At 60.5% G+C, this 17,632-nt stretch carries 17 protein-coding genes, 1 tRNA gene, 1 other RNA gene and 1 riboswitch; of the genes, 15 read left to right on the top strand and 4 right to left on the bottom strand.

Features of this window, described 5'->3' with window-relative positions:
• The first annotated feature begins 97 nt into the window (after window positions 1–97).
• The 3 genes from ACLRDN_RS05775 (at window position 98) to ssrS (ending at window position 1,004) form a co-directional block, all read left to right on the top strand.
• Window positions 98–331, top strand: a complete 234-nt coding sequence (locus ACLRDN_RS05775) for a DUF904 domain-containing protein (protein WP_413459347.1) — start codon at window positions 98–100, stop codon at window positions 329–331.
• Window positions 328–645 (top strand): cell division protein ZapA, encoded by a 318-nt coding sequence (locus tag ACLRDN_RS05770; protein WP_413459346.1) that lies wholly within the window; start codon window positions 328–330, stop codon window positions 643–645. The genes ACLRDN_RS05775 and ACLRDN_RS05770 overlap by 4 nt, the downstream gene beginning before the upstream one ends.
• A 182-nt stretch (window positions 646–827) precedes the next feature.
• Window positions 828–1,004: non-coding RNA, 6S RNA (gene ssrS / locus ACLRDN_RS05765), on the top strand.
• Window positions 1,005–1,110: 106 nt separating this feature from the next.
• On the opposite strand, the gene nrdR is transcribed toward ssrS, so the two are convergent.
• On the bottom strand, window positions 1,111–1,590 hold the full coding sequence (nrdR, locus tag ACLRDN_RS05760) for a transcriptional regulator NrdR (protein WP_413459345.1): 480 nt from the start codon (window positions 1,588–1,590) through the stop codon (window positions 1,111–1,113).
• A 267-nt stretch (window positions 1,591–1,857) separates the two neighbouring features.
• Window positions 1,858–3,102 (bottom strand): serine hydroxymethyltransferase, encoded by a 1,245-nt coding sequence (glyA, locus tag ACLRDN_RS05755; protein WP_008326559.1) that lies wholly within the window; start codon window positions 3,100–3,102, stop codon window positions 1,858–1,860.
• A gap of 141 nt (window positions 3,103–3,243) precedes the next feature.
• Window positions 3,244–3,343, bottom strand: a riboswitch (ZMP/ZTP riboswitch).
• 242 nt (window positions 3,344–3,585) lie between these two features.
• On the opposite strand from glyA, the gene ACLRDN_RS05750 reads away from it, so the two are divergent.
• The 9 genes from ACLRDN_RS05750 to ACLRDN_RS05710 all read left to right on the top strand — a co-directional run bounded on the left by ACLRDN_RS05750 (window position 3,586) and on the right by ACLRDN_RS05710 (window position 10,176).
• Window positions 3,586–4,338: an SDR family oxidoreductase gene (locus tag ACLRDN_RS05750; protein ID WP_413459344.1), complete on the top strand. Its 753-nt coding sequence runs from the start codon at window positions 3,586–3,588 to the stop codon at window positions 4,336–4,338.
• A 223-nt stretch (window positions 4,339–4,561) separates the two neighbouring features.
• Window positions 4,562–5,023 (top strand): tol-pal system-associated acyl-CoA thioesterase, encoded by a 462-nt coding sequence (gene ybgC / locus ACLRDN_RS05745; protein WP_413459343.1) that lies wholly within the window; start codon window positions 4,562–4,564, stop codon window positions 5,021–5,023.
• Between the two features lie 224 nt (window positions 5,024–5,247).
• Window positions 5,248–5,949, top strand: a complete 702-nt coding sequence (gene tolQ, locus ACLRDN_RS05740) for a protein TolQ (protein ID WP_413459342.1) — start codon at window positions 5,248–5,250, stop codon at window positions 5,947–5,949.
• Window positions 5,949–6,383 (top strand): biopolymer transporter ExbD, encoded by a 435-nt coding sequence (locus tag ACLRDN_RS05735; RefSeq protein ID WP_145607719.1) that lies wholly within the window; start codon window positions 5,949–5,951, stop codon window positions 6,381–6,383. Before tolQ ends, ACLRDN_RS05735 begins: the two co-directional genes overlap by 1 nt.
• Window positions 6,384–6,400: 17 nt before the next feature.
• Window positions 6,401–7,372 (top strand): cell envelope integrity protein TolA, encoded by a 972-nt coding sequence (gene tolA / locus ACLRDN_RS05730; protein WP_413459341.1) that lies wholly within the window; start codon window positions 6,401–6,403, stop codon window positions 7,370–7,372.
• Window positions 7,373–7,375: 3 nt separating this feature from the next.
• Window positions 7,376–8,674: a Tol-Pal system beta propeller repeat protein TolB gene (tolB, locus tag ACLRDN_RS05725; protein ID WP_413459340.1), complete on the top strand. Its 1,299-nt coding sequence runs from the start codon at window positions 7,376–7,378 to the stop codon at window positions 8,672–8,674.
• Between the two features lie 43 nt (window positions 8,675–8,717).
• Window positions 8,718–9,236: a peptidoglycan-associated lipoprotein Pal gene (gene pal / locus ACLRDN_RS05720; protein ID WP_406851127.1), complete on the top strand. Its 519-nt coding sequence runs from the start codon at window positions 8,718–8,720 to the stop codon at window positions 9,234–9,236.
• Between the two features lie 5 nt (window positions 9,237–9,241).
• Entirely contained in the window at window positions 9,242–9,997 is a 756-nt protein-coding gene (ybgF, locus tag ACLRDN_RS05715; protein WP_088757309.1) for a tol-pal system protein YbgF, read from the top strand.
• A 103-nt stretch (window positions 9,998–10,100) separates the two neighbouring features.
• A tRNA-Lys gene (locus ACLRDN_RS05710) sits at window positions 10,101–10,176 on the top strand.
• A gap of 521 nt (window positions 10,177–10,697) precedes the next feature.
• Here ACLRDN_RS05710 and ACLRDN_RS05705 read toward each other — a convergent pair.
• Window positions 10,698–11,669: an FkbM family methyltransferase gene (locus ACLRDN_RS05705; RefSeq protein ID WP_413459339.1), complete on the bottom strand. Its 972-nt coding sequence runs from the start codon at window positions 11,667–11,669 to the stop codon at window positions 10,698–10,700.
• Between the two features lie 577 nt (window positions 11,670–12,246).
• Between ACLRDN_RS05705 and ACLRDN_RS05700 the strand changes: the two genes are divergently transcribed.
• From ACLRDN_RS05700 to ACLRDN_RS05690, 3 genes are all read left to right on the top strand, one after another.
• Window positions 12,247–12,906 carry a CC0125/CC1285 family lipoprotein gene (locus tag ACLRDN_RS05700; protein WP_413459338.1) on the top strand — a complete coding sequence of 220 codons (660 nt, stop codon included), beginning with the start codon at window positions 12,247–12,249 and terminating at the stop codon, window positions 12,904–12,906.
• A 12-nt stretch (window positions 12,907–12,918) separates the two neighbouring features.
• Window positions 12,919–14,112 (top strand): S1C family serine protease, encoded by a 1,194-nt coding sequence (locus tag ACLRDN_RS05695; RefSeq protein ID WP_413459337.1) that lies wholly within the window; start codon window positions 12,919–12,921, stop codon window positions 14,110–14,112.
• Window positions 14,113–14,483: 371 nt separating this feature from the next.
• Entirely contained in the window at window positions 14,484–16,658 is a 2,175-nt protein-coding gene (locus ACLRDN_RS05690) for an SLC26A/SulP transporter family protein (protein ID WP_413459336.1), read from the top strand.
• Here the strand turns inward: ACLRDN_RS05690 and ACLRDN_RS05685 are convergent.
• Window positions 16,652–17,566, bottom strand: a complete 915-nt coding sequence (locus ACLRDN_RS05685) for an alpha/beta hydrolase family protein (protein ID WP_413459335.1) — start codon at window positions 17,564–17,566, stop codon at window positions 16,652–16,654. The two genes, ACLRDN_RS05690 and ACLRDN_RS05685, sit on opposite strands and share 7 nt — an antisense overlap.
• Between the last annotated feature and the right edge of the window lie 66 nt (window positions 17,567–17,632).

Here is a 17,632-nt window from a genome sequence, read left to right as displayed (position 1 = left end):
GCTTATAATTGTGCGATTGAGACGCCGTGATCCTGAACATCTCTGACACACGCTGGCGCCCGCCGGCGTCATCCCATTCCTGCGAACAAATCAACACATGAGTTCCGAATTCCTGCAACTGGCTGAAAAAGTCACTCAGCTCGCCCAGCTGGCACAAGGCCTGCGCGAAGAAAATGCCGAGCTGCGCCGGAAAGTCAAACTGCTCTCCGAAGACAACACCACCCTCGCCTCCCGCGTGGACCAGGCCTACGACCGCGTGGCCGCCGTCCTGGCGCAACTGCCGGTGGCCGAAGTGGAAGAAGCGGCTGCGGCCGATGAGGAGGCCGCATGAGCACCATCCAGATCAACGCCATGATCATGGGCCAGTCCTACACCCTGGCCTGCCAGGAAGGCGAACAGGCCGCACTGCATCACGCGGTCGCCTACCTCGACCAGAGGATGCGCGCCATCCGCGACGCCGGCCGCATCAAGGGCACCGACCGCATTGCCGTGATGGCAGGACTTGGCATCGCCGCCGAGTTGCTGAGCATGCAACGCGCTGAAGGCCCCTTCGCCGGCCTGACCATTGCCCAGTGGCAGCAGCAGATTGCCGCCATCACTGAAGTGGTGGACCAGGCGCTGGCGCCCCAGGAGAAGTTGTTCTGAGTCCGCTGCTGGCATCCCGCTGACAGCGCGAACCTGTGCGCTGACGTCGATGAAATGGCTGCCTTGCGCAGCCATTTTGTTTTGCAGACGCGCAACGGTGCAGGCCAGGAAATCCGGTTACAAAATCGCGGACATATTTTTGAGGAAGGTCTTGGAGGACGATCACGAATGGGTTAGACTTCGTACTCCTGCCGTGTTCGCGATTGCCATATATTCCTTGAACCATTTACGAGCATAGGCTGTGGGATCGTTCGATGGGCGTGAGCGTCGCTAGTCCGATGAACCCGAAATTGAACTACCGCAGCCAACTTGAACCGTCAGGTTCAGGATGCCGGCACAGCGGCACAGGCGGGACTTAGATTCAAGAAAAACGGCTGCTTTCGCAGCCGTTTTTTTATGCCTGATTGTTATACATGCTTGCTGGCGTGATGGAGGACCAGCCGGCCGTGGCCCGCGTCGCCTCACTCAGCTCTCGCGCTTCTTCGCGCCCTTGCGCTCCAGCCCCACTTCATCGATCACATCCTGGAATTCGTTCACATCCTCGAAGCTCTTGTAGACCGAGGCAAAGCGGATATAGGCGATCTTGTCCAGGCGTTTCAGTTCGCGCATCACCAGTTCCCCGACCTGCCCCGAGATCACCTCGCGCTCGCCGCTTTGCAGCAGCTTGTCCTGGATGCTCTGGATGGCCATGTCGACCGCCTCGGCCGATACCGGACGCTTGCGCAAGGCCAGCATCAGGCTGCCGCGCAGCTTGGCCGGATCGAAATCAGTGCGGCTGCCATTCTTCTTGACGATCACCGGCATGGTCAGCTCGATGCGTTCATAGGTCGTGAAGCGCTTGTCGCAATTGCCGCAGCGGCGGCGGCGGCGAATGGAATGGCCGTCTTCGGACAGGCGCGTATCCAGCACCGGGGTGTCTTCGTGATTGCAGAATGGGCACTTCATGGTGGCAGTGATCTGGTTGAACTGAACAATGAGGGCCAGGCCCCCGGGACTTCGGCACCACCTGGCATGAATGCCGTGGCAGGCGTGCCAGTGTTGCATCCGGACAGCGCCGGCACCATCGTATGGTAGTGCAAACACCAGGGTCCAATAAGCGACGGCGCCCGCGGGAACGGGCGCCGTCAGCAACATCTTCTACCGCAGAAAGTTTCCTGATTTTTGCAGGAAACTTCACGCCGGCCCGAAACGGGCCGGCTTCTCCAACATCAATCAGCCGTAGACCGGGAAGGCTTCAGTGAGCTTCTTCACTTCGGCCTTGACGCGCTCGATGGTGGCGGCATCGTGCGGGTTGTCCAGCACGTCGGCGATCAGGTTGCCGACCTTTTCGGCTTCGGCTTCCTTGAAACCACGGGTGGTCATGGCCGGGCTGCCCAGGCGAATGCCGGAGGTCACGAATGGCTTTTCCGGATCGTTGGGGATGCCGTTCTTGTTGCAGGTCATGTGGGCCGAACCCAGGATGGCTTCGGCTTCCTTGCCGGTGAGGCCCTTGGGACGCAGGTCCACCAGCATCACGTGCGACTCGGTGCCGCCGGAGACGATGCGCAGGCCGCGCTTGATCAGGGTCTTGGCCAGCACGTCGGCGTTCTTCACCACTTGCTGCTGATACGCCTTGAATTCCGGCGAAGCCGCTTCCTTGAAGGCCACGGCCTTGGCAGCGATGACGTGCATCAGCGGGCCGCCCTGGATACCGGGGAAGATGGCCGAGTTGATGGCCTTCTCATGCTCGGCCTTCATCAGGATCACGCCACCGCGCGGGCCGCGCAGGGACTTGTGGGTGGTCGAGGTGACGAAGTCGGCGAAGGGCACCGGATTCGGGTACACGCCTGCCGCGATCAGGCCGGCGTAGTGGGCCATGTCCACCATGAAGTAGGCACCGACTTCCTTGGCGATCTTGGCGAAGCGCTCGAAATCGATGCGCAGCGAGTAAGCCGAAGCGCCAGCGATGATCAGCTTGGGCTTCTTCTCACGGGCCAGGCGTTCCATGGCGTCGTAGTCGATTTCTTCCTTTTCGTTCAGGCCGTAGGAGACCACGTTGAACCACTTGCCCGACATGTTCAGTGCCATGCCGTGGGTCAGGTGGCCGCCTTCTGCCAGCGACATGCCCATGATGGTGTCGCCCGGCTTCAACATCGCGAAGAACACGCCCTGGTTGGCCTGGGAACCGGAGTTGGGTTGCACGTTGGCGGCTTCGGCGCCGAACAGGGCCTTCAGGCGGTCGATGGCCAGCTGCTCGGCCACGTCCACGAATTCACAGCCACCGTAGTAGCGCTTGCCAGGATAGCCTTCGGCGTACTTGTTGGTCAGCTGCGAACCTTGCGCTTCCATGACGGCCGGCGAGGTGTAGTTTTCAGAGGCGATCAGCTCGATGTGATCCTGCTGACGGGTGTTTTCCTTCTGGATCGCGGACCACAGGTCGGGATCGACTTTCGCGAGAGTCTGGTTCTTGTCAAACATGGCTTTTCTCCAAATTGATGAGCTGGGGCCGAAGATCGTGTCACCGGCAGCATGCGGACATGCCGGGGGCTCGACTTCCGAAATCGAATGAGGGCCTGGAAAATGGAATGGGATTGCGGGCAGCCTCAGTCGTACTGTCCATTCGGCTGCCCAGGCGCACGGCTGTTGAAATCTCACGCTTCCCGATGGATCCCCATCTTGGCCGGTTTTAATCGGCTTTTCGCCAGTCACGTGAGACGAAATGGTGAACGCATTGTAGTGAAACGGGGCGATTTGGGCAAGAACCATGGTGGCCGCGCAACAGCATCGCACCATTCGAATATGAACGAAAAAGCGAGAAAATCGCGAGCAATAGCGCCGCCATCCTCGTAAAAAGCGGCTTTCGGCTACAATTTCGTTTTATTTCCGGACTGCCGGCATGAAGCTTTATCCAGCCTCTGCGCCGGCGCCGGTCCAACTGCCACACAACAGGAGAATCAAGAGATGGTCGTGTTGATTACAGGAGCAACCGCAGGCTTCGGCGCCGCCATGGCGCGCAAATTTGCCGGCAACGGTCACAAGGTGATCGCAGCCGGTCGCCGCAAGGAGCGCCTGGATGACCTGGTCAAGGAGCTGGGTGCCGACAAGGTCCTGCCCCTGGTGCTGGACGTGACCAGCAAGGAATCGATCAAGGCCGGCCTGGAGAGCCTGACGGGCGAGTGGAAGCAGGTCGACGTGCTGATCAACAACGCCGGCCTGGCGCTGGGCCTGGGTCCGGCCCACGAAGTGGCGCTGTCGGACTGGGAAACCATGATCGACACCAACGTCAAGGGCCTGGTCACCATCACCCACGCCTTGCTGCCGGAGATGGTCAAGCGCGGCAGCGGCACCATCATCAACCTGGGCTCGGTGGCCGGTGCCTACCCCTACCCGGGCGGCAACGTCTACGGCGCCACCAAGGCCTTCGTCGACCAGTTCACCCTGAACCTGCGCGCCGACCTGGTCGGTACCGGCGTGCGCGCCACCAACCTGGCCCCCGGCCTGTGCGGCGGCACCGAGTTCTCCAACGTGCGCTTCAAGGGTGACGATGGCGCGGCGGCGAAGGTGTATGAAGGAACTACCCCGCTGACGGCCGAAGACATCGCCGAAGCCGCCTTCTGGGTCGCCACCATGCCCGCCCATGTGAACATCAACTACATGGAACTGATGCCGACCTGCCAGGGCTTCAGCCCCTTCAACATCAAGCGCAAACAGTAAGGGATGGAGTAGAATGGCGTTTTTGCCGAAGGTGCCCTGGCACCGCAAGAACGCCATCCTCGCCTGATCCTGGCGGATGAACAAGTTCTTCTGGCAGCGGCCGGCCCCCTCCCAGTCCGCTTGCCTGACGGCATCCTAGTGAATCGCCGATGTGTTTTCCTTGATTCGTTTTTCTTGATTCCTTCTTTGCTGCCACAGCAGATTTCCCAATAACAAGAAGCATATGAGTGCCGCCAGTAGTCCATTCGACTGGAAAATCCGGGTCTATTATGAAGATACAGACACCGGAGGCGTGGTCTTCTACGCCAACTACCTGAAGTTCTTCGAGCGCGCCCGCACGGAATGGCTGCGCTCCTTCGGTTTCCAGCAACAGCACCTGGCCGAGACCACCGGCGCCATCTTCGTGGTCAAGAACACCAGCGTCGACTACTTCTCGCCCGCCCGCCTGGACGATGAACTCCGCCTGACCGTCGTGGTCGAAAAATGCCGCAATGCCTCCATGCAATTCATCCAGGAGGCCTGGCGCCTGCCGTCGGGGGACGGCGCCCAGGGCGCAAGTGCCGACGACGTGCAACCGAGGTTGCTGGCACGCGGCAGCATTACCGTAGTCTGCGTGGACCAGGCCACTTTCCGGCCGCGTCCGATTCCTGACGAATTGATGACCTGCATCAAAGCGACCACATGATGTCAACGGAAAAGCTCATCCGGGCCTTTATGGTGCTGAGCGTGTCGCCGCAGGGCGACATGCTCCCGCCGGCTGGGACAATCTGCACCATGGAAAACTTCTCTGCGTATTTGCCGTCTTTTGTTTCGTATCGTTTCATCAACACATGAACGATTGAACACTACAACAGATCCTTAACCTAGCTTCATCATCCAAACGCCGCCTCCAAGCCGCCACACTTTCCCATGAACGTCACACAAGACCTGTCCTTCATTTCACTGATCGCAAACGCGTCCGTCCTGGTGCAACTGGTGATGCTGCTGCTGCTGTCGGCATCGATCATCAGCTGGACCTACATCTTCCGCAAGATGTTCACCATTCGCTCGGCGCGTGTGCAGACCGAGGAATTCGAACGCGTCTTCTGGTCCGGCGGCAATCTCTCGGCCCTGTACCAGGATGCCCTGTCCAACCGCCGCAAGGCCGATGGCGGTGGCGCGCTGGAGCGCATCTTCCAGGCCGGCATGGGGGAATTCACCAAGGCCAAGGCATCGGTGGCCGCGCGCGGCGGTGCAGTCGAACCCTCCCTGCTGCTGGACGGCGCACGCCGCGCCATGCGCGCAGCCTACCAGCGCGAGATGGATGCGCTGGAATCGCACCTGGCCTTCCTGGCCTCGGTCGGTTCGGTCTCCCCTTACGTGGGCCTGTTCGGCACCGTCTGGGGCATCATGAACGCCTTCCGTGGCTTGGCCAACGTGCAGCAGGCCACCCTGGCGGCGGTCGCACCCGGCATTGCCGAAGCCCTGATCGCCACGGCCATCGGCCTGTTCGCGGCCATTCCGGCGGTGGTGGCCTACAACCGCTATTCGCACGACATCGACCGTCTGGCGATCCGCTTCGAGAGCTTCATCGAAGAGTTCTCCAACATCTTGCAACGTCAGGCACGCTAATGGCTGGCTCATCGATGCGCGGGGGCCGTCCCCGCAAGTTCAAGTCCGAGATCAACGTCGTGCCCTACATCGACGTGATGCTGGTGCTGCTCATCATCTTCATGGTGGCCACGCCCATCACCAATCCCAGCGTGATCAACCTGCCCACGGCCGGCAAGTCCACACAGCCGCCGTCGGATTACATCGAGATCGCCCTGAAGCCCAACGCCCAGGCCACCATCCGCATCAACGGCCCCAAGAGCGGCGGCAAGAAGGCCGAGACCGTCACCGGCAAGACCGACCTGTCCGAACGCCTGCGCAAGCTGCATGAGGACAATCCGGAGCTGGCCGTGATGATTTCGGCCGACAAGGAAATCAAGTACGACGACGTGGTGCAAGTCATCTCGGAAGCCAAGAAACAGGGAATCGCGCGGGTCGGCCTGGCCACCAAGTAAGCGCACAGCCGAGTGATATGAGCGATAACGCACACTACACCATCCCCAAGCCCCCCGGCCGCTGGCGCGCCATCACGCTGGCGCTGGTGATGCACGTGGCCTTGTTCCTGTTCTTCTGGGTCGGCATCCGCTGGCAGAGCGAAACACCGCTGACGGTGGAAGCCGAGATCTGGGATCCGCAGTACAAGGAAGCCGCACCCCTGCCCACGCCGCCCCAGCCGCAGCCCGAGCCGGAACCGGTGGTCGAGCCGCCCAAGCCGCAGCCCGTGATCGAGCCCAAGACCGTCGCGCCCAAGGTGATCGACGAGCCCAAGCTCGACAAGCCCGATATCGCCCTGCAAAAAGAGAAGGAAAAGAAGCGCAAGGAAGAGCAGGAGAAACAGGAAAAGGCTGACAAGCTCAAGGCAGAGAAGGAAAAGGCCGAGCGCGAGAAGAAGGAACAGGCCGAGAAGGACAAGGCTGAACGCGAGAAGAAGGAAAAGCTGGAAGCCGACAAGCAGAAGAAGCTGAAGGAAGAAAAGCAGAAGGAAGAAGAGGCCAAGAAGAAGGCCGACGCCGAGAAGCAGGCTGCCGACAAGAAGAAGCAGCAGCAAGCCGCGGCCGACGCCAAGGCGGCTGAAGCGCGTCGCCAGGAAGACTTGAAGCGCATGATGGGCCAGGCCACCAGTGCCACCGGTGGGACCGGCACGGCCGAGAAATCGCAAGGTCCGAAGGGCAGCCCCAACTACGCCAACAAGTTGCGCGCGAAGATCAAGAGCAACACGGTCTTCGACAATAGCGGCGTCAGCGGAAACCCTGCCGGGGAGTACACTGTCGAATTGTTCCCGGACGGGACCGTGCGCAGCGTGCGTGTGAACAAGCCTTCAGGCGTCCCTGGCTTCGACGAAGCCGTGCGCACTGCCATCATGAAGTCCCAGCCCTTCCCGGCCGACACGGATGGCAAGGTACCGTCCAGCTTCACATTCACCCATTATCCGAAAGATCAGTAAACGATGATTAAAGCCCGTTACCTGACCCTGTCCCTGACGCGCATGGCCACTGCCATGGTGGCCGTGGCCGGCCTGTCCTTCGCCCCGGCCTCGCAGGCGCAGATCCGCTTCGAGATCACCGGCGTGGGTGCTTCCCAGATCCCGGTGGCCATCACCGCCTTCCCCGGCGAAGAAGCCGCCCCGCAGCAGATCACCTCGGTGGTCAAGGCCGACCTGGCCCGCAGCGGCGTCTTCAAGCTCATCGACAATGGCGATACGCTCTCCGATTCCTCGGCCATCAACTATGCCGACTGGCAGAAGCGCGGTGCCAACGCACTGGCCGTGGGCAGCGTCACGCGCCTGGCCGATGGCCGTTTCGATGTGCGTTATCGCCTCTTCGACACGGTGCAGTCGAGCCAGCTCTCGGCCCTGTCCATCGGTGCCCAGCCGCAACTGCTGCGCCTGACCGCACACAAGATCGCCGACGACATCTACCAGAAGCTGACCGGCATTCCCGGCATCTTCTCGACCCGCATCTCCTACGTGACCAAGTCCGGCAGCGAATACCGCCTGGAAGTGGCCGATGCCGATGGTGAAGGCACGCAGGTGGCATTGCGCTCCAATGAGCCGATCATTTCGCCCTCCTGGTCGCCGGACGGCACCAAGGTCGCCTACGTCTCCTTCGAGATGAAGAAGCCGGTGGTCTACATCCAGAACCTGGTGACCCGCCAGCGCTCCATCGTGGCCAACTTCAAGGGCAGCAACTCGGCCCCGGCCTGGTCGCCGGACGGCTCGCGCCTGGCCGTGGCCTTGACGCGCGACGGCCTGACCCAGGTGTACGTGATCAATGCCGACGGTTCGGGCCTGCGCCGCCTGACCAACAGTGCCGGCATCGATACCGAACCGCAGTTTTCGCCGGATGGCGGTAGCGTCTACTTCACCAGCGACCGCAGCGGCGGCCCGCAGGTGTACAAGGTGGGCCTGGATGGTGGTTCGCCCCAGCGCGTCACCTTCAATGGCAGCTACAACATCAGCCCGCGCATTTCGCCGGATGGCAAGACGCTGGCCTTCATTTCGCGTCGCGATGGCCTGTTCCAGCTGTATGCACTGGACCTGACCAATGGCCAGGAGATTCGCCTCTCCGACGGCAGCCGTGACCAGTCGCCCAGCTTTGCGCCCAATGGCAAATACATCATGTACGCGACGGAATCTGGTCGTCGCGGATCCCTGGCCGTCGTTTCCGTCGATGGCCGAATCAAACAGCGTCTGACGACGCAGGCCGGTGATATCAGGGAACCGACCTGGGGTCCGTTCATGAAATAAAGAAATCCAATATTGCTTTCATCACGACAAGGAGAAATCCCAAATGCGCACTATCAGTACCTTCGCCCTCATCGTCTCCAGCGCTGTTCTGCTGGCCGCCTGCTCGTCGACCAAGCTGGACGACAAGGCCAACGCTCCCGTGCAGAACGGCGCCAGCAACGGCGCTGACACCCGCGCCGTGGGCACCGTCAACGCCGGTTCGGTTGATCCGCTGAACGACCCGCAAGGCGTGCTGGCCAAGCGTAGCGTGTACTTCGACTACGACAGTTACACTGTCAAGCCGGAATACCGTACCGTCATCGAAAACCACGCCAAGTACCTGGTGGCCCACAAGGACCGCAAGGTAATCATCCAGGGCAACACCGATGATCGCGGTGGCGCCGAGTACAACCTGGCCCTGGGCCAGAAGCGTGCAGAAGCCGTGCGCAAGGCACTGGTGCTGCTGGGCGTGTCGGATGCACAAGTGGAAGCGGTTTCCTTCGGCAAGGAAAAGCCCAAGGCACTGGGCCAGGATGAATCGTCCTACGCCGAGAACCGTCGCGCTGACATCGCTTACCAGTAATTGACATGCATACCGCTTTCAAACTGAAATCGGTAACCGTGGCGGCCTTGCTGGCCGCCACGGCTTTCCTACCGCTTACCGCCCGTGCCGGCCTGTTTGATGATGACGAGGCGCGCAAGGCCATCCTGGACATCCGTTCCAAGATCGAAGCCCTGCAGCGTGACGTTGCCAACAAGGCTGACAAGAACAGTGTCCTGACGCTCTCGGACCGCAACGACAACCTGCAATCCCAGATTGCGGCGCTGCGCGGCCAGATCGAGGTGCTGACCAACGAGATTACCAACGCCCAGCAACGCCAGAAGGATTTCTACGTCGACCTAGATGCACGCCTGCGCAAGCTCGAGCCGCAGCAGGTGCAAGTCGATGGCCAGACGGTGGCTGTGGGCGTGTCCGAACAGCAGGCCTATGATGCGGCCCTGTCGCAATTCAAGGGTGGCGACTACAAGGGAGCGGGCAATGCGTTTGCCGACTTCCTCAAGCGCTATCCGCAATCCGGCTACGCCGCCTCGGCGCAATACTGGCAAGGCAATGCCCTGTACGCCCAGCGCGACTACAAGGGAGCCATCGCTGCGCAGCAGGTGGTGGTGAAGAATTATCCGGACAACCCCAAGGCCGCTGACGCCCTGCTCAACATCGCCAGTTCGCAAGCCGAACTGAAGGACAAGGCAGCGGCCAAGAAGACCCTGGAACAGTTGATCGCCAAGTATCCCAACACCCCTGCCGCGCAGACCGGCAAGGACAGGATGGCATCGCTCAAGTAAGCGGGTTCATCGCGGTGATGGTGTTTGATGAACGATCGATGATCGTTTGTGACGGCGCAGTGTTGACACCGCCGATAGAGTTTGCCTATAATAGCGGTCTTTCGGGTCGTTAGCTCAGCTGGTAGAGCAGCGGACTTTTAATCCGTTGGTCGCAGGTTCGAATCCCGCACGGCCTACCAGAAATTCAGCAGTACAAGAGAAGGGCTCCAGTTCGCTGGAGCCCTTTTTGTTTTTTGCGTACAAAATCCTCTTTGCCTAGATACTTACCGGCAATTCGAGCCTCTGCAACTGATAGATAAATGCTCTGTCGCGTTCTTACTTGATAGGACTAAGACCTGTGCAATACAAAACTCAATCCTTGAGGACCTAATCCGCTATTGACCGTCCAACTGTATAGGTTCAGTTCACTTGGAAGTGGAATTTTATATGCCTAAATTTTGAGGCTGCAGATGGCCTACACATTCTCTCAATCATCTCCGCATAGGCCACGCATTCTCATGCAAATGTCGCCTTCCCCTGAGTCATCACCAAGCTTTCGCTTAACCCGCCCTCAACATGAGCAGGTTGCCCACAAAGAAGATTCAGCCAATAGGCGACGTGGGCGGCAAATTAAGGCGCCATTTGGCGTCTCCGGTTTTTTTCAACAAACCAATAAATTGCCCAAGGCTGTAAGTGCCGATTATTTCGGTGATGTACTCTCTTAACGAGTTAAGGTGTAGTTATACTCCGTAAAATAGTTTTGAACCCTTTTTTTAGAAGCAATATTAAAACCGCGCTCTAACAACATATTGAGAGCAGAAACCGACGACTCTTCATTCTCGGATATCTCGATAAAAATTCTCTTAAGACTCGGTGAGTCCAGCACTTTCGACATGCCGCGAATGACCGAAAGCTCAGCACCATCAACATCGATTTTTATGTCAGTAGGCACCACGCCCTCCATTTCGCATATTTCATCGAGAGACATACAAAGAACCTTCTGTTGATATTCGTATTGGAAGCGATGAGAACCGTCTCGAGTAATCGCAGCCCCCAATATTTTTTCGTGAGCTGCCGCCTCAAATTTCCTTATGAACATGGTGCTTGTTGCAGTCTTATCAGCGACGGCAATGTTGAATGCATTGAAAAACTCTTTAAGTTTTTCATGGTTCAGATAAGCAGATGTATTCAAAATATTGAAATTCGAAACTTCCGGTTCAAAGCAATAGGTCCTGATACCTTTCGCTGCGGCATAAAGTGAAAAAACACCGGTACTAGCTCCGATGTCAAAGAACACCGACTCGGATGTCATGCCATCAATGAAATTGAGAAGCTCCGGCTCGATATATTCTTGACCGAAGGATTGCCATAATGCGCGCAAATTTGGTGTGTAGAATTTAAGTGCAATCCCTCTGACGGTATTGACATTGATGTATGAGCTTTCATCAATATGAAACACCTTTTCATAAATCTCAGTGCCTACCAACGTTTCAAGATCCACTTTTTCTACCAACGGCTCGACCAACTCCCCAGCATTAACGCGGCGCTCGTATTCGGCAATAGCTAAAAGTTCCCTCTCGGAAGGGTTCTTGTCTGACGCTTCTTTTGTCTGAAAACGTCTTCTTCTAAGTTCGCTCCTCAATTTCAAGACCAATTCTTCGATATCGGGAGTCGCAATTTCTTTGTAGTTCATTAGAGGATCCTGTTAGAAGTGCAAAATAATCAAGGAGAGGGACACGTATTGATGATCTTCATGATACTTCACATCTAAGCAAAACAAGACGAGTGGCGAGACGAAAATGCCGCATTCCGCGCCGGCATCCGCAGTGGCCTTCAGCAGGCTACAGATCATTGAGTTTCAGCCAGTAACAAGCAGGAGCATCCTTCATCGAAGCCTCTAAAACCATCTACTTAATTAATGACTTTTCTTTCTTCTCAATGATTTAAGAGCGGGCGGGAGGAACAAATAGTGCGTTGGTCCCAAGTTCGCCCCCCACGGCCTACCAGAAATTCAGCAGTACAAGAGAAGGGCTCCAGTTCGCTGGAGCCCTTTTTGTTTTTGCCCCCTCCTTCACATCCCGACATTTCCCCAACGCGCCTGGCCACCTCCCGTTTCAATCTTCTCTGAAGAAAACTCCCCGTCAGCCCCACGTCAGCCCTTTGTCAGAACGCCATGTGAAGATTCACACATTGAATCGAGACCCTGCCGGATAAGAACTTCATACCGGCCCCAAAGGGTCCACATCATCCACACAACAAAGAACAACATGATGTTGACATCATCATTCAGGGGCGTTGCCAGCATCGTGCTGGCAGCGGCAATGCTGGCCGGCTGCGCCACCGCCTACGGGCCGCGCGGCCTGACCGGGGGCTATACCGATGCCAAGCTGGCCGATGACCTGTACCGCGTCACCTTCTCCGGCAACGGCAAAACCAGCCGCGACATGGTCTGGCATTACTGGATCTATCGCTGCGCCGAACTGACCCAGCAACAGGGCTACTCCCACTTCATCATCCTCAAGCCCAACGATCCTGTTCCCAAACCGGTCGCTGCGCCCATGACCAATACCTCCTGGCAGAGCGAACAGCAAAGCAGCAACGATCCCCTGGCGCTGCTCACGCCCACCGCCACCCACTCTGCCCCCGTCTACATCTACACCCCAGGCACGACCATCATCACCTACTCCGGCAATGCCGTGGTCAAGATGCTGCGCAAGCCCGCCGAGTATCCAGGCCAGGCGGTGCTGAGCGCCGAAGTCATCCTCAAACTCATCGGCCCCTACGTGAAAAGCGCAGGCCAGTCGCCCGCACCACCCGAACAGGACGTCATCAAATCCGCCCTGGTCTTCACGCCCCTGCCGCCAGCGCAACAAGGGCGCCGTGGCCAGGTCACCATCGACGACCTCAAGAACCTCTTGCCTGCCCCCTGAGACCGCCCCTCCATGAGAAGCCGCCTGACCAAGCTCCTTGGCCTGCTCTGCCCCCTGCTCGCCGCAGCGCCGCTGGCCCACGCCCTGGATGCCGAAACCATGTTCCAGCAACTCTCGCCCAGCATCTGGGTAGTGCAGTCCATGGACGCGCAGGGACAAATCTTCAGTACCGGTTCGGCCGTCGTGATCGGGCCCGAACGACTGGTCACCAATTGCCACGTGCTGGCGCGCGCCAGCAGCTTCAAGCTGCGGCGCGGCAATCTCACGCTGGCGGGCAAGCTGGAGTTTCCGGATCCGGAGCGCGATCTCTGCCAGGTCCGTGCCGAAGGCCTCAAGGCGCCCGCCGTCACCATCGCCCCGGCGCGCAGCCTGCGGGTCGGGCAGAAAGTCTTCACGCTGGGAGCACCCCGCGCGCTGGAAGAAACCATCAGCGATGGCCTGCTCTCGGCACTGCGGCTGGACAACGATGGCAAGCTGCGCTTCCTGCAGACCTCGGCGCCGATCTCCTCGGGCTCCAGCGGCGGCGGGCTGTTCAATGACAAAGGCGAACTGATCGGCATCACCACCGCCATGATTGCCGGGGCCACCGTGCAGAATCTCTCCTTCGCGGTGCCGGCAGAATGGATCTGGGATCTGGAGACACGCGGCCGCGCCGCCCTCGCCAGGCGCAACGGCACGGCCAGCTCCCCCGCTGCCGCTGCACCCGCATCACCGACATCACCGACATCACCGGCATTGACGCAGCCTCCGGCCTCGGTACCTGCGCCAGCCGCACCACCCGTGGCGATGGCTCCGCCCGCAGCCCAGCCGGTTCGTCCGCCAGCGCAGTTGCCGCCCGCCGCGGCCAGTCCCAACAGCGTGCGCAGTGGCGAGCGCTGGTACGGCTTGATGACCTGCGAAGCGCGCGCCGACAACGGCGATTTCTCGCAAGCCTACCAGGCCCATTTCGAGGCGGAAGTGGGCAAGGTCGCCATCTCCCTGCATCGCCGCAATGCCATGGTGGCCGAAAACCTGACCGGACAGCTCGCCAGCAACCGGCTCGACGTGATCGGCTTCGGCTACCGGGTCAATGATCCGGACCGGATGTGGCAATTCCGGTTTACCGGCAGCATCACCGCCGGCGCTCCGATCTACGCGCTCAAGGGCGACATGCTGCGCGGGCAGGAATCGATTCGCAAGTGTGAACTGACCATCGCGAGAATGTAATCTCGCCAGCACCGCCCAATCGCCCTTCCCACACCGCGAAAACGTTCTCATTTTCCTGCGTGCAACGGGTGTACGGCCGTCACCGCGGGAATCCTTTTCTATTGCTTCACTTAACTCACGAAAGCCCACTTTTGTTGCAATTCTGTCATTTTCGTGTGATAGATTGGCATTCATCATTGGCAATACCGAGACACCAGCGACTGCCGGGGCAATGCACCTGCGGCGGCGCTGAGCCGGAACGGTGCGCGGGGGCGCACCGGGGACCTGCGGGACCACGCCAGACAACAAGAACGGCCGGCACGCACGCGGCCATATCGATGGGGAGTACAGGCATGCCGCACAAACGCGCAGCCTTCGGGGAAAGTCATCTGATGCCACAATCCGGTCTGCTCACGCGCGCACGCCACTGGCTGGGCAGTCTGCCGGCAGCCTGCGTGGTGACGCTGGTGTCGGTGAGCTATGCGGTCAGCTATGCCGTCATGATTTTCGGGAGCAGTGGCGAGGGCCTGCTGCAGGCGGGCTTGCCGCTCATGTTCATCACCAGCGTGCTGTGCCTGCTGGTGATCTGCTTCACCAGCTCGCTGCCCTTCATGCTGGGCGGGGCGGACTCCAATTCGGTGGGCCTGCTCTCGCTGATGGTCGGCGGCATCAGCGCCACCATGCAGCGCGCGCAACTGTCGCCGGCCGAGATCCTGGCCACGGTCACCACCGCCATCACCCTGAGCAGCCTGCTGGTGGGGCTGGTGCTGATGCTGCTGGGCGTACTGCGCCGGGGCAACCTGGTGCTCTTCGTCCCCTTCCCGGTCATCGGCGGTTTCCTGGCCGGGACCGGCTATCTGCTGTGGACCGGCGCCTTCACGGTGCTGACCGGGCATCCCCTGGGGCCGGATGTCTTGAGCGCCGGTATCGACCTGCACTGGCAGGAACTGCTGCCGGTGGCCATCGTGGTGATTGGCATGCTGGGCCTGCCCGGGCGCAAGTTCGAGCATCCGCTGGCGCTGCCGGTCTCGCTGGCCCTGGCCAGTGCCGCCTTCTACGGCGCCCTGGCTGCCAGCGGCATCTCGCTGGCCCAGGCGCGCGCCCATGGCTGGATGTTCGCGCCACTGAGCGTGGGCCATGTCCAGCTGCCGGTACAAGTTTCCTGGTCGCTGGTGCACTGGGACATCCTGTGGCGCCACTATGGCGAACTGCTGGCCCTCATCGCCGTCACCACGCTGGCCATCCTGCTCAATGCCACCGGGGTGAGCCTGGCCACACGGCGCGAGGTCGATTTCAACCGCGAGCTGCGCAGCGCCGGCCTGGCCAACATGCTCAGCGGGCTCTTCGGCGGCGTGGTGGGCTGTCATTCGCTCTCGCGCACGCTGCTGAACTACCGTTTCGGCTCGCGCGACCGCATCGCCACACTGGTGGCTGCGGTGCTCTGCCTGGTGTTTGCCCTGTTCTTCATACCGCTGCTGGGCTATTTCCCCAAGCCGGTCCTGGCAGGCCTGCTCATCGGCCTGGGGGGCGGATTGCTCAATGAATGGCTGGTACGCAGCCGCCGCCTGGCACGCGGGGACTATTTCCTGATCGTGCTGATCGTGGCGGTGGTGGCCTGCTATGGCTTCGTCACCGGCGTGGCGCTGGGCGTGGTGGTGGCCTGCGTGCTGTTCGTGCTGGACTATGGCCGGGTATCCTGCGTGAAGATGGAATTCACCGGCGCCACGCTGCACTCCAAGCTCGAGCGCAGCGCTGCCGCGCAAGCCGAACTCAAGCAGCTGGGCCAGCGCGTCTTCGGCATGCGCCTGCAGGGTTTCCTGTTCTTTGGCAGCGCCAACCAGATCGTGCATAGGGTGCGCGAGCAACTGCAGTCGCCGCGCCAGTTCATCATCATCGATTTCCGCCACGTGCAGGGCCTGGACGCATCGACCTCGCAGAGCTTCGTCAAGCTGGCGCAGGTGTGCGAGCACTACAAGGTGACCCTGATCCTCACCGGCATCAGCGAAGCGATCCGCCGCCCCATCGCACGCGCCGCCTTCCCCGGCAGTGCCCCGCGCGAGTTCGCCGATCTCGACCTGGCACTGGAATGGGTGGAAGACCAGTTGCTGCAACACGCCGCAGGCGACCCATCGCGTGATGCCCTGCATACCAGCCTGGCCGAGCATTTCGAACCACGCGAACTGGCCGCCCTGCTGGCGCGCATGGAGAAGGTGGAACTGGCCGCCGGCACGATGCTGTTTCGCAAGGGCGATGCGGGCGATTCGATGTATTTCATCGACGAGGGGCTGGTCAGCATCTCGCTCCCCCTGGAAGGGGGCGGCCGCATGCGTTTGCGTTCCTTCGGCAGCGCCACCATCGTGGGCGAGATGGCGCTCTACCGTGGCCAGCGGCGCACCGCCGACGTGGTCACCGATCGTCCCACGCGCGCCTGGCAACTGACGCTGGCCAGCCTGCGCCAGCTGGAACGGGAGGACCCGGCCACGGCCTTGCGGCTGCATGCGTATGTGGTCAAGGTCATTGCCAGCCGGCTGGAATCGACCAACGAGGCGTATCGGCTGGCTTATTGAGGCGCACGCGGTGCCGGCAGGCCGAGCTTGTCGAGGAACTCGCCGACGATGGGCTCCCAGATCTCGGGGCCACGGGCAAAGAGCGTATGCCCGTTCTGGGCGAAGGGCGGCAGGAGCCGATAGTCCGCATTGCCGCCGGCCTTGACGAAGGCCTCGTGCCACGCCTTGCTGTAGGTCGGGGCGAAGTAGAGGTCGTTCTCGGTATAGATCCACAGCATGGGCATCTTCGTGGCCTGGCCAAAGCGGGCATACATCTCTTCCAGCCGCTGGGGTGCGCAGGGATTGCCGGGACGTTTTTCCGGATCGCCGCCGGAGCCGCCGGCAAAATTGATTGCGCCCACGACCCCCTCGGGATTGTGCGCGGAGGTGGCCACCGTGAGGTAGCCGCCCACTGACTGTCCCACCAGCAGCACGCGCTTGGCATCGACATACGGCTGCTGCCTGGCGTAATCCAGCACGGCCAGGATTTCGGTGCTGCCGGCCTCCGCCATGGGGGCGTAATCCTTGCTGGAGCAACTGCCGCTGTCCTCAGGATCGAACTGCGTCATGTAGGCGCCGTAGCCGATGCGGGTCGGCTCGAAGACGGCAAAGCCGCGCGAGACGAAGTAGCGCACCTGCCTGGTGAAGCGAAAACGCGGTGGATCCTGGCGATTGGTGGGACTGCGTCCGTGACTGAGGATGACCATCGGGAACGGACCCGGTCCGGCCGGCTTGAACTGGGTGATGACGACCTTGCCGCTCTCTTGCCGGCCATACAGGTCCTTGACGCTGACCTCGATGCTGCTGACTGCTTCGTTGATGTCCAGCGCCAGCTGCTGGGCGCGTCCAGCAAGGGGAATGAGGAGAAGGCCGCACAGGCCCAGTGTCGGCAGCAGCCTGCCGAAGGCGGAGAAAGAGAATTGGCGCATGGAATTTTTATGATGAGGGCCGGGCAACCCGGAGCGCATAAGCTACCGCCAGTGCCGAGCGCCAGG

Source organism: Herbaspirillum huttiense (assembly GCF_047300815.1).
Taxonomy (GTDB): domain Bacteria; phylum Pseudomonadota; class Gammaproteobacteria; order Burkholderiales; family Burkholderiaceae_D; genus Herbaspirillum; species Herbaspirillum huttiense_A.
Note: the sequence above shows the minus strand (reverse complement) of the source record. Positions and strands in the feature narration are given on the sequence as shown.